The organism is Ottowia sp. (assembly GCF_016703145.1).
Lineage (GTDB): Bacteria > Pseudomonadota > Gammaproteobacteria > Burkholderiales > Burkholderiaceae_C > Ottowia.
Genome location: NZ_JADJCO010000002.1, coordinates 104,167 through 128,603, shown reverse-complemented (window position 1 = coordinate 128,603; position 24,437 = coordinate 104,167). Strand labels below are relative to the sequence as shown.

General features: G+C 69.7%; 22 protein-coding genes and 3 pseudogenes. 6 read left to right on the top strand and 19 right to left on the bottom strand.

The genetic code is table 11. The features are described 5' to 3' along the window. Positions 1 to 35 precede the first annotated feature (35 nt). The 4 genes and pseudogenes from IPG65_RS00755 to IPG65_RS00740 form a co-directional block, all read right to left on the bottom strand. Complete coding sequence (locus IPG65_RS00755) at positions 36 to 785, bottom strand: NYN domain-containing protein (RefSeq protein ID WP_293187388.1); 750 nt, start codon at positions 783 to 785, stop codon at positions 36 to 38. After that, a pseudogene (gene pyrC / locus IPG65_RS00750) lies at positions 782 to 1,824 on the bottom strand (dihydroorotase). The gene IPG65_RS00755 and the pseudogene pyrC (IPG65_RS00750) overlap by 4 nt, the downstream one beginning before the upstream one ends. Before the next feature lie 134 nt (positions 1,825 to 1,958). Beyond that, on the bottom strand, positions 1,959 to 2,972 hold the full coding sequence (locus tag IPG65_RS00745) for a tripartite tricarboxylate transporter substrate binding protein (RefSeq protein ID WP_293187387.1): 1,014 nt from the start codon (positions 2,970 to 2,972) through the stop codon (positions 1,959 to 1,961). 12 nt (positions 2,973 to 2,984) lie between these two features. Beyond that, the gene (locus IPG65_RS00740) at positions 2,985 to 4,154 is read right to left on the bottom strand and encodes a M20 family metallopeptidase (RefSeq protein WP_293187386.1); all 1,170 of its coding nucleotides are present in this window, start codon (positions 4,152 to 4,154) and stop codon (positions 2,985 to 2,987) included. 89 nt (positions 4,155 to 4,243) lie between these two features. Between IPG65_RS00740 and IPG65_RS00735 the strand changes: the two genes are divergently transcribed. After that, positions 4,244 to 5,179, top strand: coding sequence for a MurR/RpiR family transcriptional regulator (locus IPG65_RS00735; RefSeq protein ID WP_293187385.1), 936 nt, complete (start codon positions 4,244 to 4,246; stop codon positions 5,177 to 5,179). A gap of 72 nt (positions 5,180 to 5,251) precedes the next feature. On the opposite strand, the pseudogene pyrC (IPG65_RS00730) reads toward IPG65_RS00735, so the two are convergent. Together pyrC (IPG65_RS00730) and IPG65_RS00725 are read right to left on the bottom strand one after the other, a co-directional pair. Further along, a pseudogene (gene pyrC, locus IPG65_RS00730) lies at positions 5,252 to 6,291 on the bottom strand (dihydroorotase). A gap of 39 nt (positions 6,292 to 6,330) precedes the next feature. Then, the gene (locus IPG65_RS00725; RefSeq protein ID WP_293187384.1) at positions 6,331 to 7,443 is read right to left on the bottom strand and encodes an Ig domain-containing protein; all 1,113 of its coding nucleotides are present in this window, start codon (positions 7,441 to 7,443) and stop codon (positions 6,331 to 6,333) included. A gap of 334 nt (positions 7,444 to 7,777) precedes the next feature. On the opposite strand from IPG65_RS00725, the gene IPG65_RS00720 reads away from it, so the two are divergent. The 3 genes and pseudogenes from IPG65_RS00720 to dctP all read left to right on the top strand — a co-directional run bounded on the left by IPG65_RS00720 (position 7,778) and on the right by dctP (position 10,589). Then, complete coding sequence (locus IPG65_RS00720; protein ID WP_293187383.1) at positions 7,778 to 8,383, top strand: TRAP transporter small permease; 606 nt, start codon at positions 7,778 to 7,780, stop codon at positions 8,381 to 8,383. Next, positions 8,380 to 9,678, top strand: coding sequence for a TRAP transporter large permease (locus IPG65_RS00715; RefSeq protein WP_293187382.1), 1,299 nt, complete (start codon positions 8,380 to 8,382; stop codon positions 9,676 to 9,678). The genes IPG65_RS00720 and IPG65_RS00715 overlap by 4 nt, the downstream gene beginning before the upstream one ends. An 87-nt stretch (positions 9,679 to 9,765) precedes the next feature. After that, positions 9,766 to 10,589: pseudogene (gene dctP / locus IPG65_RS00710) on the top strand (TRAP transporter substrate-binding protein DctP). 81 nt (positions 10,590 to 10,670) lie between these two features. Here the strand turns inward: dctP and IPG65_RS00705 are convergent. The 5 genes from IPG65_RS00705 to IPG65_RS00685 all read right to left on the bottom strand — a co-directional run bounded on the left by IPG65_RS00705 (position 10,671) and on the right by IPG65_RS00685 (position 15,885). Next, a complete protein-coding gene (locus IPG65_RS00705) occupies positions 10,671 to 11,408 on the bottom strand; it encodes an amino acid ABC transporter ATP-binding protein (RefSeq protein ID WP_293187918.1) in 738 nt (245 codons plus the stop codon). Positions 11,409 to 11,430: 22 nt separating this feature from the next. Continuing rightward, positions 11,431 to 12,105 (bottom strand): amino acid ABC transporter permease, encoded by a 675-nt coding sequence (locus IPG65_RS00700; RefSeq protein WP_293187381.1) that lies wholly within the window; start codon positions 12,103 to 12,105, stop codon positions 11,431 to 11,433. Position 12,106: 1 nt separating this feature from the next. After that, the gene (locus IPG65_RS00695; RefSeq protein ID WP_293187917.1) at positions 12,107 to 12,862 is read right to left on the bottom strand and encodes an amino acid ABC transporter permease; all 756 of its coding nucleotides are present in this window, start codon (positions 12,860 to 12,862) and stop codon (positions 12,107 to 12,109) included. Between the two features lie 88 nt (positions 12,863 to 12,950). Then, positions 12,951 to 13,865 carry a transporter substrate-binding domain-containing protein gene (locus IPG65_RS00690; protein ID WP_293187380.1) on the bottom strand — a complete coding sequence of 305 codons (915 nt, stop codon included), beginning with the start codon at positions 13,863 to 13,865 and terminating at the stop codon, positions 12,951 to 12,953. Between the two features lie 163 nt (positions 13,866 to 14,028). Next, positions 14,029 to 15,885, bottom strand: a complete 1,857-nt coding sequence (locus IPG65_RS00685) for an ABC transporter ATP-binding protein/permease (RefSeq protein ID WP_293187916.1) — start codon at positions 15,883 to 15,885, stop codon at positions 14,029 to 14,031. A gap of 144 nt (positions 15,886 to 16,029) precedes the next feature. Between IPG65_RS00685 and IPG65_RS00680 the strand changes: the two genes are divergently transcribed. Together IPG65_RS00680 and IPG65_RS00675 are read left to right on the top strand one after the other, a co-directional pair. Continuing rightward, positions 16,030 to 16,392: an acyl-CoA thioesterase gene (locus IPG65_RS00680; protein WP_293187915.1), complete on the top strand. Its 363-nt coding sequence runs from the start codon at positions 16,030 to 16,032 to the stop codon at positions 16,390 to 16,392. 37 nt (positions 16,393 to 16,429) lie between these two features. Next, positions 16,430 to 16,957, top strand: a complete 528-nt coding sequence (locus tag IPG65_RS00675) for an ureidoglycolate lyase (RefSeq protein ID WP_293187379.1) — start codon at positions 16,430 to 16,432, stop codon at positions 16,955 to 16,957. 95 nt (positions 16,958 to 17,052) lie between these two features. Here the strand turns inward: IPG65_RS00675 and IPG65_RS00670 are convergent, their stop codons facing one another. The 8 genes from IPG65_RS00670 to slmA form a co-directional block, all read right to left on the bottom strand. Continuing rightward, the gene (locus IPG65_RS00670; protein ID WP_293187378.1) at positions 17,053 to 17,601 is read right to left on the bottom strand and encodes a GNAT family N-acetyltransferase; all 549 of its coding nucleotides are present in this window, start codon (positions 17,599 to 17,601) and stop codon (positions 17,053 to 17,055) included. Between the two features lie 43 nt (positions 17,602 to 17,644). Beyond that, a complete protein-coding gene (locus IPG65_RS00665; RefSeq protein WP_293187377.1) occupies positions 17,645 to 18,421 on the bottom strand; it encodes an enoyl-CoA hydratase in 777 nt (258 codons plus the stop codon). Between the two features lie 112 nt (positions 18,422 to 18,533). Beyond that, on the bottom strand, positions 18,534 to 19,400 hold the full coding sequence (locus tag IPG65_RS00660; RefSeq protein ID WP_293187376.1) for a thioesterase family protein: 867 nt from the start codon (positions 19,398 to 19,400) through the stop codon (positions 18,534 to 18,536). 118 nt (positions 19,401 to 19,518) lie between these two features. After that, on the bottom strand, positions 19,519 to 19,893 hold the full coding sequence (locus IPG65_RS00655; RefSeq protein ID WP_293187914.1) for a DUF2147 domain-containing protein: 375 nt from the start codon (positions 19,891 to 19,893) through the stop codon (positions 19,519 to 19,521). A gap of 110 nt (positions 19,894 to 20,003) precedes the next feature. Continuing rightward, positions 20,004 to 21,800 (bottom strand): acyl-CoA dehydrogenase C-terminal domain-containing protein, encoded by a 1,797-nt coding sequence (locus tag IPG65_RS00650; protein ID WP_293187375.1) that lies wholly within the window; start codon positions 21,798 to 21,800, stop codon positions 20,004 to 20,006. A 55-nt stretch (positions 21,801 to 21,855) separates the two neighbouring features. Further along, on the bottom strand, positions 21,856 to 22,500 hold the full coding sequence (locus tag IPG65_RS00645) for a TetR/AcrR family transcriptional regulator (protein ID WP_293187374.1): 645 nt from the start codon (positions 22,498 to 22,500) through the stop codon (positions 21,856 to 21,858). Positions 22,501 to 22,623: 123 nt separating this feature from the next. Continuing rightward, positions 22,624 to 23,493 (bottom strand): fumarylacetoacetate hydrolase family protein, encoded by an 870-nt coding sequence (locus tag IPG65_RS00640; RefSeq protein WP_293187373.1) that lies wholly within the window; start codon positions 23,491 to 23,493, stop codon positions 22,624 to 22,626. Between the two features lie 87 nt (positions 23,494 to 23,580). Continuing rightward, positions 23,581 to 24,225 (bottom strand): nucleoid occlusion factor SlmA, encoded by a 645-nt coding sequence (gene slmA, locus IPG65_RS00635; RefSeq protein ID WP_293187372.1) that lies wholly within the window; start codon positions 24,223 to 24,225, stop codon positions 23,581 to 23,583. Positions 24,226 to 24,437 lie beyond the last annotated feature (212 nt).

The window sequence follows — 24,437 nt, the reverse complement described above, 5'->3', positions numbered from 1 at the left end:
CCGTTCTCCCGGGATTCCCGCCGCGCCGTGAGCGCCTAGGCGCCCCTGGTGCCCGCGCTCCGCTTATCGCGCACCGACACCTGGGACGTGCCCTCGCTCGCCATCTCGAACAACTGGGTGGCCGTGAGCAGCTTGGTCAGCGAGGCGTAGCCGTGGTTGCGGGGGTCGAAGGACGCCTGGTTGGCGATCTGCTGGCCGACGGCGTTGACGCGCGCCCAGCCGTCCTCGCCGGCCGCGGCCTGCACGGCGTTGCGCAGCAGCGTGACGAGCTTGGCGTCCTGCCGCAGCCGGTCCGTCGGCACGCGCAGCGACGACGCTCCCGCCGATTCGGCCGCGGCCTCGGGCTGGTCGAGGAACAGGAAGCGCGAGCACGCGTTGACGAACGGCTCCGGCGTCTTGCGCGCGCCGAAGCCGTAGACGGCGGCGCCCTTGGCGCGCAGGTGCATCACCAGCGGCGTGAAGTCGGCGTCGGACGACACGATGCCGAAGGCGTCGGGCCGGTCGGTGTAGAGCAGCTCCAGCGCGTCGATGACCATGGCCATGTCGCTGGCGTTCTTGCCCTTGGAGTAGTCGAACTGCTGCATGGGGCGGATCGCGTGCTCGTGCAGCTGCTCCTCCCAGCCCTTCAGCTCGTTCTTCTTCCAGTTGCCGTAGGCGCGCCGCACGTGGGTGACGCCGAAGGTGGACAGCTCGGTCAGGATCAGGTCGATCTTGGACGCGGGCGAGTTGTCCGCGTCGATGAGCAGGGCGATCAGCGGCTCCGGCCGCGCGCGTGCAGTGCTCATGCAGCCAGCCTCCAGGCCAGCGGCTCGCCGCCCGCCAGGGCTTTCAGCCGGGCCTCGCCGAAGGGATAGCTCTCGGGCGGCGTCCAGCCCTCGCGCCGCAGCGTCACGGTGCCGGCGTTGCGCGGCAGGCCGTAGAAGTCGGGGCCGTGGAAGCTGGCGAAGCCTTCCAGCCGGTCCAGCGCGCCGGCGGCTTCGAAAGCGGCGGCGTACAGCTCCAGCGCGGCGTGGGCGGTGTAGCAGCCGGCGCAGCCGCTGGCGTGCTCCTGAGCTGCGCCGGGTGCGGCGCGCTGTCGGTGCCCAGGAAGAAGCGCGGGCTGCCGCTGGTGGCCGCGTGCACCAGCGCCTGGCGGTGCACCTCGCGCTTGAGCACGGGCAGGCAGTAGTAGTGCGGCCGGATGCCGCCCTGGAAGATGGCGTTGCGGTTGTACAGCAGGTGGTGCGCGGTGAGGGTGGCGGCGGTGTGCGGGCCGGCCTCGGCGACGTACTGCGCGGCCTCGCGCGTGGTGATGTGCTCGAAGACGATCTTCAACCCGGGGAAGTCGCGCCGCAGCGGCTGCAGCACGCGGTCGATGAACACGGCCTCGCGGTCGAACAGGTCGATGTCGGCGTCGGTCACCTCGCCGTGCACCAGCAGTTTCAGGCCGTGCTGCTGCATCGCCTCCAGCGCGGCGTAGGTCTTGCGCACGTCGGTCACGCCGGCATCGCTGTTGGTGGTGGCGCCGGCCGGGTACAGCTTGAGGGCGACCACGCCGGCCGCCGCCGCGCGGGCGATCTCGCCGGGCGGCGTGTTGTCGGTCAGGTACAGCGTCATCAGCGGCTCGAAGGCCGCGCCCTCCGGCACGGCCTGCAGGATGCGCTCCTTGTAGGCCAGCGCCTGCGCCGCCGTGGTCACCGGCGGCTTGAGGTTGGGCATGATGATGGCGCGCCCGAACCGCGCCGCCGTGTGCGGCACCACGGCGGCCAGGGCGGCGCCGTCGCGCACGTGCAGATGCCAGTCGTCGGGGCGGGTGAAGGTGAGGGCGGCGGGCGCAACGGTCATGGGCGCCATTGTCCCATTTGCAGGATTGCTTCTATATTTATAGCTTTTGGCGCTTTATTGGCGCGGGCTTTGGCCGATTTCATCATGAAGAAGGCCCTGCGGTGCAGGGCCTTCGCCAGGGGCGCTGGCGCGGATCACTCGGCCGTGATGCCCGCCTTGCGCACCACCTCGCCGAACCGGGCCAAGCGCTCGGCCATCATCTTCTCGAACGCGGCGGGCGGCATCTCCTCGGGCGGGATCACGCCGCGCTCGTTGAGGCTGGCCACCAGGGCGGGCGAGGTCGCGGCCTGGCGCACGGCCTTGTACAGCGTCTGCACGATGGGCGCGGGCGTCCCGCCAGGCGCGGCCAGGCCGGTCCACGAGCTCAGGTTGAGCTGCGGATAGCCGACCTCGGCCAGCGTGGGCACGTCAGGCAGTTGGGGCAGGCGCTGCTCGGAGGCCACGGCCAGCGCGCGCACCTTGCCGGCCTGGACGTGCGGCAGCATGATGACCAGGTTGTCGAGGATGAACTGCACCTCGTTGGCCAGCACCGCGGTGATCAGCGGCGAGCCGCCGCGGTAGGGGATGTGGGTGGTCTGCACGCCGGTGACGGCCTTGAACATTTCCACGTTGAGCTGGCCCATGCTGCCGGTGCCGCCGCTGCCGTAGTTGAGCTTGCCGGGGTTCTTCTTGGCGTAGTCGATGAACTCCTGCACATTCCTGATCGGCAGGCTGGCATGCACCACCAGCGCATTGGGCAGCCGGCCCAGGATGGTGATGTTCTCGAAGTCCTTGACCGGGTCGTAGCCCACCTTGGGCTGGGTGAGCGGGTTGGCCAGGTGGCTGCTCTGGGACGACGCAACGAGCGTGTAGCCGTCGGGCTTGGCCCGCGCCACGCTCAGCGAGGCGACCGAGCCGCCCGCGCCGGGGCGGTTCTCGACCACGATGGGCACGCCCAGGGCGCGCGCCAGCGGCTCCGAGTACTGGCGCGCCATGATGTCCACCGAACCGCCTGGCGGAAACGGCACGACGAGCGTGATCGGGCGCGAGGGGTATTTCTCGTCGGCCTGCGCGGCCAGGGGAGCCAGGCCGGTCAGGCCCAGCCCCAGGCCGGCGCCCAGGAGTTGGCGGCGTGTGGAGGATGGAGGGTGCATGGTCACGTCTTTCATGGATGCGGAAAATCAGGGATGGTCGAACACGGCCAGGGCGACGGCCTGCGCGCGCGGCACGAAGGTAGACAGTTCGCAATACTCGCGGTCGGTGTGGGGGTGCCCACCCACGGGGCCGGTGGCGCACAGCGTGGGCGCGCCGACCGAGGCGGTGAGGCCGCTGTCGGCCGCGCCGCCCGTGAACTCGCCCTGCACGTCGAAACCCAGCGACTGGGCGCCGCGCCGGTACAGCGCGAGCAGCGCGTCGGGCGTGGGCGCCATGGGGAGCGTGCGGCGCGATTCGGTGATGCGGCCGCTCGTGCGCGGCAGCGACTCCTCCTCGATGATGGCTCGGATGCGTTCGAGCAGCGCGTCGGGGTCGGTACCGGCGGTGTAGCGCACGTCGAGTTCGGCCTTGGCGTGCGGCGCCACCATGTTGGGCACGATGCCGCCGTGCACCACGCCCACGTTGGTGGTCACGCCCGTGGCGGGGTCGGTGAGCGCATGCAGCGCGAGCAGCTTGCGCGCCAGCGCCTCGAGGGCGCTGGCGCCGGCCGCGTGGTTGATGCCCGCGTGCGCGGCCACGCCCTCGACCTCGAACTCCACGGCCATCGAGCCCTTGCGGCTCGTCACCAGGTTGCCACTCACGCGGCCCGGCTCGGCGTTGAACACGGCGCGCGCGCCGCGCGCCACCTCCATGATGCGCTCGCGCGTGGCCGGCGAGCCGATCTCCTCGTCGCACGAGAAAAACAGCCGCAGCGGCGCCCGCAGGCCGCCGCAGCGCGCGAAGGCCTCGGCCACGAACACGTTGAGCACCAGGCCCGACTTCATGTCGGCCACGCCCGGGCCGTGGGCGCGCCCGTCCTCCACGCGGAAGGGGCGCCGCGCCTCGGTGCCCGCCGGGTAGACGGTGTCCATGTGGCCCATGAGCAGGATCGGCGCGCCCTCGGCAGGGCCCGGCACCTCGGCATGCAGCAGCACACCGTAGCCCGGCACGGACTCGAAGCGCACGGCCACGCCGGCGGCCCGCAGCCGCTCGCCCAGCACCTGGGCCACGGCCGTCACGCCGGCTTCGTCGCGGCTGCCGCTGTCGATGTCGACCACTTTCTGCAGCAAGTCCTGCATGGCCTGCTGCTGGCCAGCCAGCCAGTCGAGCAGTCGGGCGCGCTGCCGCGCGCGGCTTTCTTCAAGGGTATCCTGCATGGTCGCCAAGGGCTCGTGACGGTGGAAATGGGCGCAGTGTTGCACGTCGATTCCGGGTTTGCAATACATTTTGCACGAAACATACCTCGATGAAATCATCATTGCAGAACACCGAGGCCCTGCTGCCCGAACGCCTGACCCGCCAGGGCGCGGGCCTCACGGCCAGCGAGCAGGCGCTGGCGCTCGCGCTGGGGCGCGACTACCCGCACGCGTTGCTCGAATCCGCCACCGCCCTCGCGACGCGCACGGGCACCAGCCCCTCCACGGTGGTGCGCCTGTTCGCCAAGCTGGGCTACGCCAGCTACGCCGAGGCCCAGCGCGAGGCGCGCGGCGAGGTCACGGCGCTGCTGCAGACCGCCGCCGAGCGCGCGCCCGCGACCCTCGGCGCGCAGCGCAGCCTGCGCGAGTGCGTGGACGATGCGCTGCTGCACGACCAGCACAACATCCAGGCCACGCGCGGAGAGCTGGACATGGCGGCCTTCGAGGCCATGGCGCGGCGGCTGGCGCAGGCGGGGGGCGGGCGCGTCTACGTGCTGGCGCAGATCAACAGCGCCCCCGTGTCGGCCTGGCTCGCGCTGCACCTCAACATGTGCCGCCCCGGCGTGCAGGAGCTCGACGCGGGCGCCGTCTCCCCCGCGGACCAACTGCTGTGGGTGCGGCCCGGGGATGTGCTGCTCGCCTTCAGCGTGAGCCGCTACGCGCGCGGCACGGTGCAGGTGGCGCGGCGCTTTCGCGAGGCGGGCGGCCAGGTGCTGGCCATCACCGACGGCCCCGCCTCGCCGCTGGTGCCGCTGGCCCACCACTGGCTGCAGGTGCGCACCTCGAACGCCTCGCCCTTCCACTCGTACACGGCCGCGTTCTTCCTGTGCAACGCGCTGGTGTCGGCCGTGGCGCAGTTGCGCCGCAAGAGCGTGTCCGAGGCGCTGGCGCGGCGCGATGCGCTGTGGGAGGAATTCGAGCACCAGATCGCCGCCCCGGCGTCGGGGCGGCCCGCGCCCCGCGGGCGCACCACCAAGGGCCGCTGATCAGCGGCCTTCTCATCGGCGAGGCGCCGTGCCTGGAGGGCGTGAGCGGCTCCGGCCGCGCGCGTGCAGTGCTCATGCAGCCAGCCTCCAGGCCAGCGGCTCGCCGCCCGCCAGGGCTTTCAGCCGGGCCTCGCCGAAGGGGTAGCTCTCGGGCGGCGTCCAGCCCTCGCGCCGCAGCGTCACGGTGCCGGCGTTGCGCGGCAGGCCGTAGAAGTCGGGGCCGTGGAAGCTGGCGAAGCCTTCCAGCCGGTCCAGCGCGCCGGCGGCCTCGAAGGCGGCGGCGTACAGCTCCAGCGCGGCGTGGGCGGTGTAGCAGCCGGCGCAGCCGCTGGCGTGCTCCTTGAGCTGCGCCGGGTGCGGCGCGCTGTCGGTGCCCAGGAAGAAGCGCGGGCTGCCGCTGGTGGCCGCGTGCACCAGCGCCTGGCGGTGCACCTCGCGCTTGAGCACGGGCAGGCAGTAGTAGTGCGGCCGGATGCCGCCCTGGAAGATGGCGTTGCGGTTGTACAGCAGGTGGTGCGCGGTGAGGGTGGCGGCGGTGTGCGGGCCGGCCTCGGCGACGTACTGCGCGGCCTCGCGCGTGGTGATGTGCTCGAAGACGATCTTCAACCCGGGGAAGTCGCGCCGCAGCGGCTGCAGCACGCGGTCGATGAACACGGCCTCGCGGTCGAACAGGTCGATGTCGGCGTCGGTCACCTCGCCGTGCACCAGCAGTTTCAGGCCGTGCTGCTGCATCGCCTCCAGCGCGGCGTAGGTCTTGCGCACGTCGGTCACGCCGGCATCGCTGTTGGTGGTGGCGCCGGCCGGGTACAGCTTGAGGGCGACCACGCCGGCCGCCGCCGCGCGGGCGATCTCGCCGGGCGGCGTGTTGTCGGTCAGGTACAGCGTCATCAGCGGCTCGAAGGCCGCGCCCTCCGGCACGGCCTGCAGGATGCGCCCTTGTAGGCCAGCGCCTGCGCCGCCGTGGTCACCGGCGGCTTGAGGTTGGGCATGATGATGGCGCGCCCGAACCGCGCCGCCGTGTGCGGCACCACGGCGGCCAGGGCGGCGCCGTCGCGCACGTGCAGATGCCAGTCGTCGGGGCGGGTGAAGGTGAGGGTGTGCGGTGCGGTCATCGCCAGATTTTCGCGCAGCGCGCCGCACCCCTGCGCGCTTCAGGCGCGCCGCAGCGCACTGGCGCGTACGCCCAGCGCCGCCAGCAGCAGCGCCAGCAGGCCCAGCGCCCATTCGCCCAGCGTGGGCACGGGCGTGGGCGCGGCCACTGGCGCCGGATTGACCAACAGGGGGATGGGCATCGTCCGGCGCAGGGGCGTGGCCGAACTGTCCTGCACGCTGACCTGCACCGTGAACGTGCCGTAAGCCGTGGGCGTGCCGGAAAGCTCGCCAGCCGGCGACAGGCTCATCCCGGCGGGCAGCCCGGTGGCCGACCAGGTGAAAGGCGCCACTCCGCCGCCCGCCACGCTGAAGGTGACCGGCGTGTAGGCCGTGCCTTGCTGGCCCGCCGACAGGTTGTTGGGGGAAATCAGCAGGCTCCACGCCAGCGCGTTGGCCATGATGCGTCCACCGTCGGTGCCGACGTCCCAGAGGTCGTCGCGGGCGTCGAACGACGGCGGAAAGAAGTTGAGCGCCACCACGTTGCCCTTGACGGCAATCAGCGGGGTTGGGGCCGCGTCGCTCCAATTTGCCACCAGCGTGGCGCCCGCGGTCAGGCTGACGGCGTTGCGAAAGCTGATGCCGCCGTTGAAGCCGCCCACGCCTTGCAGCAAAGGGTGGCCGGTCACCACGGGCACCAGGCTTTGAGGGCTGCCGTGCAAATTGGCACCACCCGTCGTCAGGGGCAGGTAGCCGCCGCTGACCAGGCGGCCTTGAATCGCGAAGTCGCCGTTATAAAACGAACTAAAAGCCATCACCACCGTGCCGCCCGCATCCACGTAGTCGGCCAGCACATCGCCCAGGGCCACGGGATCGGCATAGTCAAGGTCGGAATACACCAGCACCGCGCTGTAGGCCTGCAACTGGGCCAGCGTGGGCGTGGGCTCGCAGGGGTCGTCTCCATTGCACAGCACGTGGCTGACCACGGCACCCAGGCTGCCACCGCTGGCCGCAGTGATCTTGCTCACCACATCGTCATTCCAAGTGGCGAGTTCCGCGCCGTACACCGCCACATTGGCCTGGGCTGCAAGCGAGAACGACGCAGCGGCCAGGCCGAGCGCGACAAATGAGGCGCCGCGCGCGAGGCGCTGGCGAAAGAGGGACATCAGGGACATGGGTGGGGCACCTGTAACTATGGGTTTTGATTCTGTGACGACTGTGAAAACTGTGAACAAATTGCAGTTTAGTGTAGGTGTAACGGCCCTGGGCGATTCCGTCGGGCGACGTGTTGCCAGTCAGGTGCTGCCGGCCGGAGCGTTGGGGGCTGGCAGACAAGGCCACTGCGGGGGCCATCCAATGCAGTGGCGAAGCAAAAGGACGCGCAGCCCGCGCGGGCACGCGCGCACGGCGCCGGTCGCGCCCCGGTGGCGGCTGTGCCTGCGGCTTTAAGATGCGCACGGTTCGCGGCCACTGCAGCCGCCTTTTTTTTGGCCCCGTCGCCCGTCTCTCATGCCCCTGCCCCCACAGCCCACGCGCCGCGGCGCGACCGTCGCCGACGCGCGCCCGGCGCCTTTGCGCCCCGCCCCTGCCGTGGCCCAGCCGCGCGTGCCGCTGGCCATCGAAGACTGGCTGACGGTGGTCATCATGGCGCTGCTGGCGCTGATCACCTTCGCCAACGTGCTGGTGCGCTACTTCACCAGCGCCTCGTTCGCCTGGACGGAAGAGGTGTCGGTGTTCCTGATGATCGTGCTGGCCATGGTCGCCGGTTCGGCCGCCGTGGCGCGCAACCGGCACATCCGCATCGAGTTCTTCGCCGACGGCGGCACGCCCCGGCGCCAGCGCGCGCTGGCCACCTTCGGCGCGGCCATGGTGGCGCTGCTGTTCGGGCTGATCGCGGTGCTGTCGGTGCGCCTGGTGTGGGACGACGTGCAGTACGGCGAGACCTCGCCCGGCATCGGCGTGCCGCAGTGGTGGTATTCGATCTGGCTGCCCATCATCTCCGCCGCCATCACCCTGCGCGCCCTGGGCCTGATGCTGCGCCGCGGCCGCGCGGCGGGCGACGACCCCAAGGCGCCCACCTCGCCCGAGGTACGGGCCGAGGAGCGGGCGCCGTGATCGCCACGCTGCTCTTTGCCGTCTTCATCGCCATGATGCTGCTGGGCGTACCCATTGGCGCGGCGCTGGGCCTGGCGGGCGCGGCGGCGATCGCGCTGGCCAATGCCGACACGCAGTGGTTCGGCCTGCTGGCCGTGCCGCAGAACTTCTACGCCGGCCTGGGCAAGTACCCGCTGCTGGCGATCCCGATGTTCGTGCTGGTGGGCTCGATCTTCGACCGCTCGGGCGTGGCGCTGCGGCTGGTGAACTTCGCCATCGCGCTGGTGGGCCGGGGGCCGGGCATGCTGCCGTTGGTGACGATCGTGGTGGCGATGTTCCTGGGCGGCATCTCCGGCTCCGGTCCGGCCAACGCGGCGGCGGTGGGCAGCGTGATGATCGCGGCCATGGCGCGCGCCGGCTACCCGGCCTCGTACTCGGCCAGCGTGGTGGGCGCGGCGGCGGCCACCGACATCCTGATCCCGCCCTCGGTGGCCTTCATCGTCTATTCGGTGCTGGTGCCAGGCGCTTCGGTGCCGGCGCTGTTCGCCGCCGGCATGGTGCCGGGCGTGCTGGCCGGGCTGGCGCTGATCGTGCCGGCGGTGTGGATGGCGCGCAAGCACGGCATGGGCCAGCTCGAATCGGCGCTGCCGCGCCCGCCGCTGGGCCAGAGCTTGCGCGACGCGGTCTGGGGCCTGTTCGCCCCGGTGCTGATCCTGGGCGGCATGCGCGCGGGCTGGTTCACGCCGACCGAGGCGGCGGTGGTGGCGGTGTTCTACGGCCTGTTCGTGGGCATGGTGGTGCACCGCTCGATGACGGTGCGCGACCTGTTCCCCATCCTCAAGGAGTCGGGCGAGCTGTCGGCGGTGATCCTGCTGGTGGTGTCGCTGGCGGGCATCTTCGCCTTCTCGCTGTCCACGCTGGGCGTGATCGACCCGATCACCACCGCCATCGTCCACTCCGGCCTGGGCGAGTACGGCGTGCTGACGCTGCTGATCCTGCTGCTGATCACGGTGGGCATGTTCCTCGACGGCGTGTCGATCTTCCTCATCTTCGTGCCGCTGCTGTGGCCGATCGTGCAGCACTACGACTGGGACCCGGTCTGGTTCGGCGTGCTGCTGACGCTGAAGGTGGCGCTGGGCCAGTTCACGCCGCCGCTGGCGGTGAACCTGATGGTGTCGTGCCGCATCGCCGGCGTGCGCATGGAGCAGACCGTGCGCTGGGTCGGCCCGATGCTGCTGGCCATGGGGCTGGTGATGGTGGCCGTCATCATCTGGCCCCAGTTGGCGCTGTGGCTGCCGCGCGTGCTGGGGTATTGATGTTTTCAAGTCAAATCGGCCTTCAGCCCCCATCAACATTACGTCAACAGCTATATTTTTCATAGTTAAAACCAAGGAGACCCTGCCATGAAGCCACGCCGTACCCTGCTGACGCTGGCCTGTGCCGCCGCCGCGCTCTCGCTCGGCGCCGCCCTGCCCGCCAGCGCGCAGAACTACAAGTCCGAATACCGCATGTCCCTGGTCGTGGGCACCGCCTTCCCCTGGGGCAAGGGCGGCGAGATCTGGGCCAACAAGGTGCGCGAGAAGACGGGCGGCCGCATCAACATCAAGCTCTACCCCGGCGTGTCGCTGATCCAGGGCGACCAGACGCGCGAGTTCTCCAGCTGAGCAACTCCAAGCACGTCGTCAGGACGCCCGCCGACCTGAAGGGCCTGAAGATCCGCGTCGTCGGCTCGCCGCTGTTCCTGGACACCTTCACCGCGCTGGGCGCCAACCCCACGCAGATGAGCTGGGCCGACGCGCAGCCGGCCTTGGCCAGCGGCGCGGTCGACGGGCAGGAGAACCCCATGAGCATCTTCACCGCCGCCAAGCTGCACACCGTGGGCCAGAAGTACCTGACCCTGTGGGGCTACGTGGCCGACCCGCTGGTGTTCGTGGTCAACAAGGACGTGTGGAACGCCTGGACCCCCGCCGACCGCGAGGCCGTGCGCCAGGCCGCCGTGGAAGCCGGCAAGGAGCAGATCGCCATCGCCCGCAAGGGCCTGATCGAGCCGGGCCAGCCGCTACTCAAGGACATCGCCGGCCAGGGCGTGACCATCACCCAGCTCAGCCCGGCCGAGCGCGACGCCTTCATCCAGGCCACCCGCCCCACCTACGACAAGTGGAAGGGCCAGATCGGCACAGACCTGGTGAACATGGCCGAGAAGGCGATCGCGGCGCGCAAGAAATAACGGCACGAAACAACGGCAAGAGGCGACTCGCCCCAATGAGGAAAGCCCCGCGATGCGGGGCTTTCCTCGTGGCCGAGTGGTTTAGTGTTGCAGGATCTTGTTGAGGAAATCCTTGGTGCGTGGCTGGCGGTTCTCGGGGTGGCCGAAGAACTCGTCCTTGCTGCAGTCCTCCAGGATCTTGCCGCCGACGTCGATGAAGATCACGCGGTTGGCGACCTTGCGCGCGAAGCCCATCTCGTGCGTGACCACCATCATGGTCATGCCCTCCTTGGCCAGCCCCACCATCACGTCCAGCACCTCGCCCACCATCTCCGGGTCGAGCGCCGAGGTGGGCTCGTCGAACAGCATCACGATCGGGTCCATGCTGAGCGCGCGCGCGATCGCCACGCGCTGCTGCTGGCCGCCCGAGAGCTGGCCGGGAAACTTGTCCTTGTGCGCCATCAGGCCCACGCGGTCGAGCATCTTCAGCCCGCGCGCCTTGGCCTCGTCGGCGCCGCGGCCAAGCACCTTGATCTGCGCGATGGTCAGGTTCTCGGTCACCGACAGGTGCGGAAACAGCTCGAAGTGCTGGAAAACCATGCCGACCTTGCTGCGCAGCTTGGGCAGGTCGGTCTTGGGGTCGGTCAGCGAGATGCCGTTGACGACGATGTCGCCCTTCTGGATCGGCTCCAGGGCATTGACGGTCTTGATGAGGGTGGACTTGCCGGAGCCGGAGGGGCCGCAGACGACCACCACGTCGCCCTTGTCGATGTTGACCGAGCACTCGTTGAGCACCTGCACCGGGCCATACCACTTGGAGACGTTCTTTACTTGAATCATGGCGTCGGACATGGCGGGCTCCTTATCGAATGATGGCGATTTTCTTGTGCAGACGCTTGACGAAATACGACAGCGCGTAGCAGATGATGAAGTACAGCACGGCCGCCAGCAGGTACATCTCGATCGGGCGGCCGTAGTTCTTGCCCGCCGTCTCGAAGCCCTTGAGCAGGTCGTAGGCACCGATGGCGTAGACGAGCGAGGTGTCCTGGAACAGGATGATGGTCTGCGTCAGCAGCACCGGCAGCATGTTGCGGAAGGCCTGCGGCAAGATCACCAGCTTCATGTTCTGGCCGTAGGTCATGCCCATCGCCTGGCCGGCATAGACCTGCCCGCGCGGGATGGACTGGATGCCGGCGCGCATGATCTCGCTGAAGTACGCCGCCTCGAACGCGACGAAGGTGACGATGGCCGAATACTCGGCGCCGACCGGCCGCCCGATCATGAACGGCACCAGCAGGAAGAACCACAGGATCACCATCACCAGCGGAATGCTGCGCATGCCGTTGACGTAGATCGCCGCCGGCAAGTCGAGCCACTTCTTGCCCGACAGCCGCATCAGCGCCAGGAGGGTGCCGAAGAAGATGCCGCCCAGCGTGGCGACGAAGGTGAGCACGACGCTGAAGTACAGGCCCTTGAGGATGAAGCCCTGGATCAGATCCCAGTTGAGCAGCGAGAAGTCGAGGTTCATCAGGTTCATCTCAATGCCCTCCGCCCGTGCCCGCGACGACGAAACCCGGTACCCGCGCGCGCTTCTCGACGAAGGCCATGATGCGGTTGATGACCAGCGCCGAGATCACGTAGAGCACCGTCACCGCCAGGTAGATCTCGATGGGACGGGAGGTTTCCTCGCCCACCTGCATGGCGTACTGCGTCAGCTCGGGGATCGACACCGCGAACGCGACCGACGAGTTCTTGAAGATGTTCATCGATTCGCTGGTCAGCGGCGGGATGATGATGCGGTACGCCATGGGCAGCAGCACGTAGCGGTAGTACTGGAACGTGGTGAAGCCCATCGCCATGCCGGCGTAGCGCTGCCCCTTGGGCAGGGCCTGGATGCCGGCGCGCACCTGCTCGGCGATGCGCGCGGAAGTGAAGAAGCCCAGCGCCAGCACCACCAGCACGAAGGGCGGCAGGTCGCGCATCGGTGGAACGAGGGTCGGCATCACGTGGTACCAAAGGAAGATCTGCACCAGAAGCGGGACGTTGCGGAACATCTCCACCCAGGCGTTGCCCAGGCGCACCAGCCAGGGGCTGTCGGGCAGGGTGCGGATGACGCCGATCAGCGAGCCCACCAGCAGCGCGATCAGCAAGGCCGTGAGCGAGACCGACACCGTCCAGCCCCAGGCGGTGAAGATCCAGTTCAGGTAGGTGATGTCGCGCCCGCTGCCCAGGCAGCCGGCGACCGCATCCCCCGTCAGGGTGTCCTGGCAGAACACCTGCCAATCCATGTTCAGCATCTTGCGCCTTTCCCGCTCATGTCCGTGCTGCGTAAAAAAGCCCGTGGGCTGGCGCGCACGGGCTATTGTTGCATCCGCGGCAAGCTTACTTGGCCAGCAGCTTGGAGCTGTAGGCTTCCGCCGGCTTGTCGTTGGGGGTGGCCCAGGCCGCCTTGGTGCTCTCGTTCAGGGGCATGTTCAACGCCACGTTGTTGGGCGGAATCGGCTGCATGAACCACTTGTCGTACAGCTTGGCGAGCGAGCCGTCCTTGATCTGGCGCTTGATCGAGTTGTCCAGCGCTTCCTTCATCTTCGGGTCGTCCTTGCGCAGCATGCAGGCGATGGGCTCGACCGACAGCACCTCGCCGACGATGGCGAAGTCCTTCGGGTTCTTGGCCTTGGAGATGCTGGCCGCCAGGATGGAGCCGTCCATCACGAAGGCGTCGGCGCGGCCCGATTCGAGCAGCAAGAAGCTGTCGGCGTGGTCCTTGCCCTGCACGGTCTTGAAGTCGATGTTGGCGCCGCGCTCGTGCCGGCGCAGGTGCTGCACGCTGGTGGTGCCGGTGGTCACGGCGACGGTCTTGCCGTTCAGGTCGTTGACGGACTTGATGCCCGAGCTGGTCTTGACGGCGGTGCGCACTTCATCGACGAAGGTGGTGACGGCGAAGGCCACGTCCTTTTGGCGCGCGGCGTTGTTGGTGGTGGAGCCGCATTCGAAGTCGATGGTGCCGTTCTGCACCAAGGGCACGCGGTTCTGCGAGGTGATGACCTGGTAGTTGATCTTCAGCGGCTTGCCGGCCTGCTTGCTCAGGTCGTCGATGATGCGCTCGGCCATCTCCGTGTGGAAGCCCACGTACTTGCCACCACCGATGGTGAAGGCCAGACCGGACGAATCGCGGACACCGAGGTTGACGACGCCGCTGGACTTGATCCTGGCCAGCGTGTCGTTGGCTTGCGCCATCGCCGCGCCGGTGGCCAGCGACAGCGCGGTCAAAACCAGCAATTGCTTCTGCTTCTTCATGATGTCAATCCTTTCAGATAATGCGGAGGAGCCCCCCCAGTGAGCCAGCACGGCCCACGTACTTCAGCAACGCCATTCTAGGAAGCCAAGGCCACAGGGATACCCTCGCGAATCAGTCGCCAGCGTGACTTATGCCCGAAGACGCCATGCAAATACCGTGCCGTCACGCCGCCAGCTCGGCGGCGCCCTGCTCGGCCGCCTGCTGCAGCGCCCACATCTCGGCGTAGCGGCCGCGCGCGGCCAGCAACCGCGGATGGGTGCCGCGCTCGACGAGGCGGCCCGCCTCCAGCACCAGGATTTCGTGCGCGTCCACCACGGTGGACAGGCGGTGCGCGATCACCAGCGCCGCTCGGCCGCGCGCGGCGCTGCGGATCTCGGCCTGGATGGCGCGCTCGTTGGCCGAGTCGAGCGCGCTGGTGGCCTCGTCGAAGATCAGCACCGGCGGGTCCTTCAGCAGCGTGCGCGCGATGGCCACGCGCTGCTTCTCGCCGCCGGACAGCTTCAGCCCGCGCTCGCCCACCATGGTCTGGTAGCCCTTGGGCGTGCTCACGATGAAGTCGTGGATGTGGGCGGCGCGCGCGGCCTGCTCCACCTCGGCGTCGTTGGCCTCGGGCCGGCCGTAGCGGATGTTGTAGGCCACCGTGTCGTTGAACAGCACCGTGTCCTGCGGCACGATGCCGATGGCGCGGCGCACGCTGGCCTGGGTGACGCCGCGGATGTCCTGGCCGGCGATCAGGATGCGCCCGCCGCCGCCGGTGCCGGGAACGCCGACGTCATAGAACCGGTACAGCAGCCGCGCGAGCGTGGACTTGCCCGCGCCCGAGGGGCCGACCACGGCCACCGTCCGGCCGGCGGGAATCTCGAAGCTCAGGTCGTGCAGGATGGGCCGCGCCGCCTCGTAGGCGAAATCGACGTGCTCGAAGCGCACGTCCACCGGCCCGTGGGTGGCCAGCGGCCCGGCGCCCGGCGCGTCGGCCACCTCGCGCTCGCGGTCCATCAGCGTGAACATGCGGTCCAGGTCGGTCAGGTTCTGCTTGATCTCGCGGTAGACCACGCCCAGGAAGTTGAGCGGGATGTAGAGCTGGATCATGAAGGCGTTGACCATCACCAGGTCGCCCAGCGTCAGGCGGCCGTCCACCACGCCCTGCGTGGCGCGCCACAGCATGGCCAGCAACCCGGCGGCGATGATGAGTTGCTGGCCGGTGTTGAGCATCGACAGCGTGCTCTGGCTGCGCAGCCGCGCGCGGCGCAGGCGGTCCAGGCGCTCGCCGTAGCGCCGGGCCTCGAATTGCTCGTTGTTGAAGTACTTGACGGTCTCGTAATTCAGCAGCGAGTCGATGGCCTGGGCGTGCGCGGCCGAATCGGCCTCGTTGGCCTGGCGCCGGAACTGGGTGCGCCACTCGGTCACCGTCACGGTGAAGGCGATGTAGGCCAGCAGCGCCGCGCCGGTGATCCAGGCGAACGCCGGGTCGAACCGCGACGCCAGGATGGCCAGCACCAGCGCCACCTCGACCAGCGTGGGCACGATGGAGTACAGCGAGAACGACACCAGCGACTCGATGCCGCGCACGCCGCGCTCGATGTCGCGCGTCATGCCGCCGGTCTGGCGCTCCAGGTGAAAGCGCAGGCTGAGCGCGTGCAGGTGCTCGAAGGTCTGCAGCGCGATCTGGCGCGAGGCGCCCTGCGTGGCCTTGGCGAACACCAGCTCGCGCAGCTCGGTGAACAGCGAGGTCGTCAGGCGCAGCGCGCCGTAGGCCAGCAGCAGGCCGGCGGGCACCACCAGCACGGCGGCGGGGTCGCCCGGCTTGAGCGTCATCGCATCGACCAGGTGCCCGAGCAGCACCGGCACGCCGACGTTGGCCAGCTTGGCGCCGAGGACGAAGGCCAGCGCCGCCGCCACGCGCCACTTGTACTGCCACAGGTAGGGCGCCAGGCGCCCGAGCGTGCGCCAGTCCGAGCGCGGACCGCCGCCTGCCTGGGGCACCGGAAGGGGAAGGGAACGCTCGCCGCCGCCGCGCATCGTGGACAATCTCTTTCGAAAGAATATTTCCCAAGGATTGTGCCCATGTCCACCTCCGCCCGGCGGCCCTCCGTCATGCGCCCCCCCAACCTGAACGCCGTCACGGCCCCGGAGGCGGCGCTGCCCGAGGACCACGCCCTGGTGATGAAGGTGATCCCCATGCCGGCCGACGCCAACGCCAACGGCGACATCTTCGGCGGCTGGGTGATGGCGCAGGTGGACCTGGCCGGCTCGGTGCTGGCGGCGCGCCACGCGCAGGGGCGCATGGCCACGGTGGCGGTGAACCAGTTCATCTTCAAGCAGCCGGTGCGCGTGGGCGACATCCTGTCGCTCTACGCCAAGATGGAGCGCATCGGCCGCACCTCGATGACGCTGAACGTGGGCGTCTACGCCGAGCGCATCCGCAAGCAGGGCCGCTACATCAAGGTGACCGAGGCCACGCTGACCTACGTCGCCATCGACGAAGAAGGCCGGCCGCGCGAACTGCCGCCAGCGGCGCGGGACTGACGGCCCGGTCCTCGCCAGACGCCCCGCCGCGACGCCGATGAGCCACTCTTCCGAGGCGCCCTGCCGGCCCCTGACCGCCGAGCCGCTCACGGCCGCGGCTTTCGCCCCCTTCGGCGACGTCATCGACAGCAGCGGCCACGCGCCGATCCTCATCAACGGCGGCATGACGGAGCGCTTCCACGACCTGGCGCGGGTGGACGTGGCGGCCGGCGGCGGCCGGCCCTTGATCAGCCTGTTCCACGCCCGCCCCTACGCGCTGCCGCTGCGGGTGCTGGCGCTGGAGCGCCACCCGCTGGGCAGCCAGGCCTTCGTGCCGCTGGACGGGCAGGCCTTTCTGGTGATCGTGGCGCCGGCGGGCGAGGCGCCGGCCGCCGGCGCGGTGCGCGCCTTCCTCACCGACGGCCGGCAGGGCGTGAACTACCACCGCGGCGTGTGGCACCACTCGCTGGTCGTGTTCGACCAGCCTTCACGCTTCGTGGTGGTGGACCGGGGCGGACCGGGGGACAACTGCGACCTGTTCACACTGGCGACGCCGCTCGAACTTCGGGCCATCGCCGCCGGCTGATGCCGGTTTCAAGCAAAATCGGCCTTCAGCCAGCACCAGTATTGCATTGACAGCTATCTATTAAATAGCAATCAAAACCCGGGAAAACGCGCGGCTCACCCGTCCACCGGCTGCGCGGGCGTGTCGAGGGTGAGCTGGTAGAAGGCCGCGTCCAGCCAGCGGCCGAACTTGAAGCCGGCCTGCCGCACCGTGCCGGCGTGCACGAAGCCCAGGCGCTGGTGCAGCGCGATGCTGGCGGCGTTGGCGGCATCGATCACGCCCACCATGACGTGCAGTTGCCGCGCCCGCGCGGCGTCGATCAGCGCGCGCATCAGCAGCGGCCCCAGGCCGTGGCCGCGCTGGTCCTGGCGCACGTAGACGGAATGCTCGACGCTGTACTTGTAGGCCGGCTGCGGGCGGAACGCGCCGTAGCTGGCGAAGCCCAGCAGCTCATCGGCGGCATCGACCGCGCCGATGACCGGCAAGGCCCCGGCCGCCTTGGCGTCGAACCAGGCGCGCATGTGGGCCGGGGTGCGCGGCTGGTAGTCGTACAGCGCCGTGGAATGCAGGATGGCGTCGTTGAAGATCGCCAGGATGGCCGGCGCGTGCGCGTCGTGGCCGCAGGCGACGAGCCGGGGTGGATCGACGGATACTGTGTTTTCCATGGCTGCTTGCGCAACGTGGGTGCGGGCTTGCGGCCCAAAGCACTCAGATCTTGCTGAAATCGGGCTTGCGCTTCTCGGCGAAGGCCGCGAACGCCTCGCGCGCGGCGGGCTCGTGCAGCATGCGGCCGAAGACGGCGCCCTCCTCCTGCATGCGCGCCACCACGGCGGCGTGCTGCGCGCCCTTGAGCAGGCGCTTGGTCTCGACCAGGGCCGACAGCGGCTTGGCGGCGAGCTTGAGCGCCTGCTGGCGCGCGAAGGCGTTGCACTCGGCCGGCGGCACCACGCGGTTGACCAGGCCCACCTCCAGCGCCGCCTCGGCCATGAAGGGATCGCCCGTCAGCAGCGCCTCGGACGCGCGGTGCATGCCGAACATCCGCGGCATGAGCAGGCTGGAGGCGGCCTCGGGCACCAGGCCCAGGTTGACAAAGGGCACCGAGAAGGCCGCGTTGTCGCCCGCGTACACCAGGTCGCAGTGCAGCAGCAGGGTGGTGCCCACGCCCACCGCCGGGCCGCAGACGGCGGCGACCAGCGGCTTGGGGAAGGTGGCGATGCCGCGCAGGAAGCGCCACACCGGCCGGTCCGGGTCGGGCTGGCCCTCGGACTTGGGCGCGTTGCGGAAGTCGCTGATGTCGTTGCCGGCGGTGAAGATGGTGACGTCGCCCTGGATCAGCACCACGCGCACGGCCGGGTCGGCGGCGGCCTGGGCCAGCCCGTCGGCCATCGTGCCGTACATGGCGGCGGTGATGGAGTTCTTCTTGCCGACCCGGTTGAAGGTCAGGGTCATCACGCCGGCTTCGGTGTGGACGAGGATGTCGCTCATGGGGTTTCCTTGGTGGACGAATGGCGGTGAGCCGAGGAAAAGGTGGCGTCGCCGCGGGCCGAGGTGGGTATCGTACCGGCGCGGCCGCGCGGCCGGTGCCGCGCGCGCGACGCTACTCCTTGTAGTAGACGACCTGGTGCGTGGTGGCCAGCAGCCGGCCGGCGGCGCTCCACATCTCGGCGCTCTGGTCGAAGTAGCCGTCGTGGAACGCATGCCCGCGCGCCTGGCCCAGCAGGTGGCCGGTGCCGGCGGCGGCCAGGTCGGCGGCGCTGGCGTGGAAGTACACGGTCATGGAGACGGTGCCGATGGGCGTCATGCGCGCGCGTCGCAGCCACACGCGCGGAAAGAACACGTCGCACAGCGCCGTCAGCGATGCGAAGTCGAGCGCGCGCGGGGGCTCGTCGCGCACCCACAGGCGCGTGACGCTGTCCTCGCCCTCGGCGCCGTTCCATTCGAGCGGCATGGCGCCGGCGAACCAGCGCATGTCGTAGCGGTCGAGCCACGCCGGGCGCTTGACGCGCCGGGTCGGCGGCACGGACTCGGGCGCGGGCGCGTCCGGCATCACCGCGTCGGTGGCACGCCAGGTGTCGCGCCGCAGCGCGGTCATCGCCGTGGCGGTGTAGACCACGCTGTCGCGGCCCTCGGCGTCGCGCTGCCGCGTGGTCAGCACCCAGTGCTGGGTGGACCGGTTGGTGCGCACCGGCTGCGCGTCGATGGTGAACTCGCCGTCGGCCAGCGCGGCGGCGAAGTTGCCGGTGAAGGCCACCGGCTCGCCCAGCCGGTCGGGGTGCAGCCAGATGGCCTGCAGCGCCTGCGCGGCGGTGATGCCGCCGAAAGGGCCCACCATGTTGGCGTAGGCGGGACTGGTGCGGCCGACGTACTGGCCGGGCGCGCCGCCGGCTGGGCGGGCGAGCGCCACGGCGTCGTCAAAGGGCCGCTCGGTGGCGGCCGCGCCGCCCATGGGAAATCCATTTTTCATAGCATTGAACGGTTGCTGGACGCTGGCCAGCGGGGATTATCTTCCTGATGTGGCAGCGCGGATCGTGGACACGCGGCGCAGGCGCCGCCGTCGCCGAACGGATCGCCCGGCCAGCGCGCTATTTCACGCGCACCCAAGTCTGCGTGCGGCCGAAGGGGCCGATGGAGCCGCGCACTTCCAGCTTCTGGCCACCCTCGATGGGGGTGAGGCGCAGCGCGTAGTCCTTGCCGTTCTCGGGGTCAAGGACACGGCCGCCCTCCCACACGTCCTTGCCGTCGGCCTTCCTGGCGCCGCGGATCATCTCCAGGCCCTCCACCGGCTGGCCCTTGCGGTCGTCGGTGCATTCGTCGCACAGCGCGTTCGGCTTGGCGTCCTTCTTCAGCACCTTCTCGATGCGGCCGCTGAGCACACCGCCGTGGTCGCTGACGACGATCTGCGCCTTGGGCTCCCTGGTCTGGTCGTCGATGCTGCGCCAGGTGCCCACGGGGGTCATCTGGGCGTGCGCGCCGCAGGCCACGAACGCTATATAAACAGTAGCTATAAAGCGTTTATTGACGCTGGCCCACGGCATTTTTTGCATCAAAACCACCAAGGGAACGGCGTTCAGGCCAGGGCGGCGTCGGTGTCGAGCAGCACGGCGGCGCCGGAGCGCGCGGCCAGCATCAGGCTGGCGGTCTCGGGGAACAGGCGCGCGAAGTAGAAGCGCGCGGTCTGCAGCTTGCCGGCGTAGAAGGGGTCGGTGCTGCCCTCGGCGATCTTCTTGAGCGCCACGCTGGCCATGCACACGAACTGGTAGCCGAACACCAGGTGGCCGGCCACGCGCAGGAAGTCGCTGGCGGCGGCGCCCACTTCGTCGGGGTTGGTCATGGCCTTGACGCCGATCTCGGTGCTGAACTGGCTGAGCTGCCCGGCCAGCGCGGCCAGCGGGGCGGTGAACTCGGCCATCCGGGGGTTGGCGCTTTCCTCCTTCAGCAGCGCGGCCACCTGCTGGCCCAGCTTGCGCAGCGTGGCGCCCTGGTTGGCCAGCACCTTGCGGCCCAGCAGGTCGAGCGCCTGCACGGTGTTGGTGCCTTCGTAGATGGGGTTGATGCGCGCGTCCCGCACGAACTGCTCGGCGCCCGTCTCGTGGATGTAGCCGTGGCCGCCATAGACCTGCATGCAGGCGTTGGTGGCGGTGACGCCGTTGTCGGTGAGGAAGGCTTTGACGATGGGGGTGAGCAGCGCGACCATGTCCTCGCTGTCCTGGCGCACGGCGGCGTCGGGGTGGTGGCGCGCCTTGTCGAGCAGCAGCGCGCATTGCATGGCCAGGGCGCGGCCGCCCTCGGCGTAGGCCTTGGCGGTGAGCAGCATCTTGCGCACATCGGGGTGCACGATGATGGGGTCGGCCGGCTGGTCGGGCGCCTTGGGGCCGGAGAGGCTGCGCATCTGCAGGCGCTCCTTGGCGTAGGCCAGCGCGTTCTGGTAGGCCACCTCGGTCTGGCCCAGGCCCTGGTTGCCCACACCCAGGCGGGCGGCGTTCATCATCACGAACATGGCCATCAGGCCCTTGTTGGGCTGGCCCACCAGGGTGCCGACGGCGCCGTCCAGGCTCATCTGGCAGGTGGAGTTGCCGTGGATGCCCATCTTGTGCTCGATGCCGGTGCAGATGATGGGGTTGCGCGCGCCCAGGCTGCCGTCGGCGTTGACGAGGAACTTGGGCACCACGAACAGGCTGATGCCCTTGCTGCCCTTGGGCGCGTCGGGCAGGCGGGCCAGCACCAGGTGCACGATGTTGGCGGCGAAGTCGTGCTCGCCGGCGCTGATGAAGATCTTGCTGCCGGTGAGCTTGTAGCTGCCGTCGGGCTGGGGCTCGGCCTTGGTGCGCAGCAGGCCCAGGTCGGTGCCGCAATGGGGCTCGGTCAAGCACATGGTGCCGGTCCATTCGCCGCTGGTGAGCTTGGGCAGGAAGGTCTGCTGCTGCGCCTCGCTGCCGTGGGCGTGGATGGCTTCGTAGGCGCCGTGCGAGAGGCCGTAGTACATGGCCCAGGCCTGGTTGGAGGCGTTGAGCATCTCGCCCACGCAGGTGCCGATGGTGGAGGGCAGGCCCTGGCCGCCGTATTCGGGGTCGCAGGTGAGGGCGGGCCAGCCGCCTTCGACGAACTGCGCGTAGGCTTCCTTGAAGCCCTTGGGGGTGGTGATGGCGTGGTTGGCCTTGTCCAGTATGCAGCCCTCGGCGTCGCCGCTCAGGTTGAGCGGCGCGGTGACGGTGGAGGTGAACTTGCCGGCCTCCTCCATGACGGCGTTGAGCGTGTCGGCGTCCAGGTCGGCGAAGCGCGGCATGGCGCGCAGTTGATCGACCGCCTGGTGCACCTCGTGCATCAGGAATTGCATGTCGCGCAGGGGCGGGGTATAGCTGGGCATGGCGGAAGTCTCCAGGGTTGAAAGGCAGGGTGGAACGAAAGGGGTTTGGGCCGGCTTAGCCGCGCTCGCCGTGCCGCGCCAGCACATTGTCGAAGCCGCGCCGCGCGCGCTCGGCGGCGCCCGGCTGGCGCAGGAAGCGGGCCTCGTAATGCAGGGCCAGGATCAGGGCATGGATCTCGAACGCCACCTGCGCCTCGTCGGCCCGGGCGCTCAGGTGGCCCTCGGCCTTGGCCTGGGTCACGGCGCGCTCGAGCGCGCCGGTCCACAGGCGCACGGTGTGCGCCAGGGCGTCGCGCACCGGGCCGGGACGGTCGTCGAACTCCACCGCGCCGCTGATGAAGAGGCAGCCGCCCGTGTCCAGTTCGGCGCTGGTGTAGCGCATCCAGTGGTCGAACAGCGCGCGCAGGCGCGGCAGGCCGCGCGGCGCGGCCATGGCGGGCATGAACACCTCGCGCTCGAAGCGGGCGTGGTACTCGCGCACCACGGCGATCTGCAGGTCGTCGCGCGATCCGAAATGCGCGAACACGCCGGACTTGCTCATGCCCGTGGCTTCGGCCAGGGCACCGATGGACAAGCCCTCCAGCCCCAATTGCGCGGCCGTGCGCAACGCGATGTCAATGATGTGGGCCTTGGTTTGGCGGCCCTTGCCCAGTGCGCGGGGAACGGCCTGCGAGGAAACCACGGCGGACGAGGTGTACATCTTTGAATAAAAACGAACGACTGTTCTATTTTAAACGCGACTCCTGACATTCTCGCCTGACGGCAACGGCCTCTCGGCCAGGGGTTTTCCCGCCCGGCGCGCGCTGGGCTTGAGGCACGCCGGTCAGGGCGCGCGGTAGCCCACCACGCATTGCTGCTGCTGCCCCAGGCCGTCGATCCCCAGGCTGATCTCGTCGCCAGCCCTCAGGAAGCGCGGCGCCGGCTGGCCGGCCGCGTTGCGCAGGCCCATGCCGACGCCGGCTGGCGTGCCGGTGGCCAGCACGTCGCCCGGGTGCAGGGTGATGAAGCGGCTGACGTAGCTGAGGAGACGCACCACGCCAAAGATCATGTGGCGCGTGTTGCCAGCCTGCAGGCGCTGGCCGTTCAGGTCCAGCCACAGGCCCAGGCGCTGCGGGTTCGGCACCTCGTCGCGCGTGACCAGCCAGGGGCCGATGGGGCCGAAGGTGTCGCAGCCCTTGCCCTTGTCCCAAGTGCCGCCGCGCTCGATCTGGTAGGCGCGCTCGCTCAGGTCGTTGACCACGCAGTAGCCGGCCACGTGCGCCAGTGCGTCCTTCCGCGCCACGTGGTGGGCGGTGCGGCCGATGACCACGCCCAACTCCACCTCCCAGTCGCTCTTCTTCGAGCCCTTGGGCAGCATCACGGCGTCGTCGGGACCCTGGATGCACGAGATGGCCTTGGTGAAGATGATGGGTTCCTTCGGGATCGGCAGGCCGGCCTCGGCCGCGTGGTCGCGGTAGTTGAGGCCGATGGCGATGAACTTGCCCACGCCGCCCACCGGGCAGCCCAGGCGCCGCTTGCCGCGCACCGCCGGCAACGACGCGGGCTTGAGCCGGGCCAGCCGCGCCAGCGCCGCGTCGCCCAGTTGCGCCGGGCTGATGTCGGGCACCACGGCCGACAGATCCCGCAGCACGCCGTCGGCGTCGATCAGGCCGGGGGTTTCCTTGCCGAGGGGGCCATGGCGGACCAGTTTCATCGCGTGTCTCCTGAAGATCGAACAAAAGGGATTATGAATCAAATTGGCCTTAAACCCGCATGGATATTGATATATATGCTATTAATATCATAGTATCCGGGCCAGGCAAACCTCCAGGTGCTCGGACGGCGCGCGCCGAAAGCCCGAGCGCGCGAAGCGCTGCAGCCGCCCGGCGGCGAAGGCGGTGAGCGTGGACGCGGCCACCTGCGCCTCGGCGTCGGGGCCCAGAGCGCCATCATCCCGCGCCGCGCCGTCGCGCAGGCACTGGCGCAGCGCCGCCTCCAGCTTGTCGAAGAGCTGGTTCATGCGCTGCTGCAGGCGCTCGTTCTCGAACACCAGCGCGTCGCCCGCCATCACCCGCGTCATGCCCGGGTTCTTCTCGCCGAACTGCAGCACCATGGCGACGATGCGCGCGGCGCGCGCCGGGCCGGCGTGGTCGTGCTCGCCGACCTGCTGGATCAGCCCGAACAGGCTGCTCTCGATGAAGTCGATCAGCGCCTCGAACATCTGCGCCTTGCTGGCGAAGTGGCGGTACAGCGCCGCCTCGCTCACGCCCAGGCGCGCCGCCAGCGCCGCCGTGGTCACGCGCTCGGCGCCGGGCCGCTCCAGCATCTGCGCCAGCGCCTCCAGGATCTGCACCCGCCGCTCGCCCGGCCGGGGGCGCTTGCGCTCCGGCGCGGCGGAGGCGGTGTCGTCGCTGTCGGGTGCGGTGCGGTGGTCGTCGGTCGGCATGGCGGTGCGTTTATTTGTTTCCAAATGATTCTCGCACAGGGTGAGGTGGAGTTGGATGGGCTGTTGGCCGGGATGTGCGCCCGGCCCCCCCCCGGAAAACCGGGCCAGGCCGGCGCCCCCGGAGCGCGGGGGCCGCCCCCGGCCGCCGGGCCCGGGGCCCCCCGGCCCCCGGCGGGCGGGGAGGGGGGCCCCCGCCCCCCCGGGCCGGCCCG

Bases quoted from the DNA above. Each gene is read 5' to 3' on its own strand.
- IPG65_RS00755 (WP_293187388.1), bottom strand. From the start codon at position 785: ATGAGCACTGCACGCGCGCGGCCGGAGCCGCTGATCGCCCTGCTCATC.
- IPG65_RS00745 (WP_293187387.1), bottom strand. From the start codon at position 2,972: ATGAAAGACGTGACCATGCACCCTCCATCCTCCACACGCCGCCAACTC.
- IPG65_RS00740 (WP_293187386.1), bottom strand. From the start codon at position 4,154: ATGCAGGATACCCTTGAAGAAAGCCGCGCGCGGCAGCGCGCCCGACTG.
- IPG65_RS00735 (WP_293187385.1), top strand. From the start codon at position 4,244: ATGAAATCATCATTGCAGAACACCGAGGCCCTGCTGCCCGAACGCCTG.
- IPG65_RS00725 (WP_293187384.1), bottom strand. From the start codon at position 7,443: ATGTCCCTGATGTCCCTCTTTCGCCAGCGCCTCGCGCGCGGCGCCTCA.
- IPG65_RS00720 (WP_293187383.1), top strand. From the start codon at position 7,778: ATGCCCCTGCCCCCACAGCCCACGCGCCGCGGCGCGACCGTCGCCGAC.
- IPG65_RS00705 (WP_293187918.1), bottom strand. From the start codon at position 11,408: ATGATTCAAGTAAAGAACGTCTCCAAGTGGTATGGCCCGGTGCAGGTG.
- IPG65_RS00700 (WP_293187381.1), bottom strand. From the start codon at position 12,105: ATGAACCTGATGAACCTCGACTTCTCGCTGCTCAACTGGGATCTGATC.
- IPG65_RS00690 (WP_293187380.1), bottom strand. From the start codon at position 13,865: ATGAAGAAGCAGAAGCAATTGCTGGTTTTGACCGCGCTGTCGCTGGCC.
- IPG65_RS00685 (WP_293187916.1), bottom strand. From the start codon at position 15,885: ATGCGCGGCGGCGGCGAGCGTTCCCTTCCCCTTCCGGTGCCCCAGGCA.
- IPG65_RS00680 (WP_293187915.1), top strand. From the start codon at position 16,030: ATGAAGGTGATCCCCATGCCGGCCGACGCCAACGCCAACGGCGACATC.
- IPG65_RS00675 (WP_293187379.1), top strand. From the start codon at position 16,430: ATGAGCCACTCTTCCGAGGCGCCCTGCCGGCCCCTGACCGCCGAGCCG.
- IPG65_RS00670 (WP_293187378.1), bottom strand. From the start codon at position 17,601: ATGGAAAACACAGTATCCGTCGATCCACCCCGGCTCGTCGCCTGCGGC.
- IPG65_RS00665 (WP_293187377.1), bottom strand. From the start codon at position 18,421: ATGAGCGACATCCTCGTCCACACCGAAGCCGGCGTGATGACCCTGACC.
- IPG65_RS00660 (WP_293187376.1), bottom strand. From the start codon at position 19,400: ATGAAAAATGGATTTCCCATGGGCGGCGCGGCCGCCACCGAGCGGCCC.
- IPG65_RS00655 (WP_293187914.1), bottom strand. From the start codon at position 19,893: ATGACCCCCGTGGGCACCTGGCGCAGCATCGACGACCAGACCAGGGAG.
- IPG65_RS00650 (WP_293187375.1), bottom strand. From the start codon at position 21,800: ATGCCCAGCTATACCCCGCCCCTGCGCGACATGCAATTCCTGATGCAC.
- IPG65_RS00645 (WP_293187374.1), bottom strand. From the start codon at position 22,500: ATGTACACCTCGTCCGCCGTGGTTTCCTCGCAGGCCGTTCCCCGCGCA.
- IPG65_RS00640 (WP_293187373.1), bottom strand. From the start codon at position 23,493: ATGAAACTGGTCCGCCATGGCCCCCTCGGCAAGGAAACCCCCGGCCTG.
- slmA (WP_293187372.1), bottom strand. From the start codon at position 24,225: ATGCCGACCGACGACCACCGCACCGCACCCGACAGCGACGACACCGCC.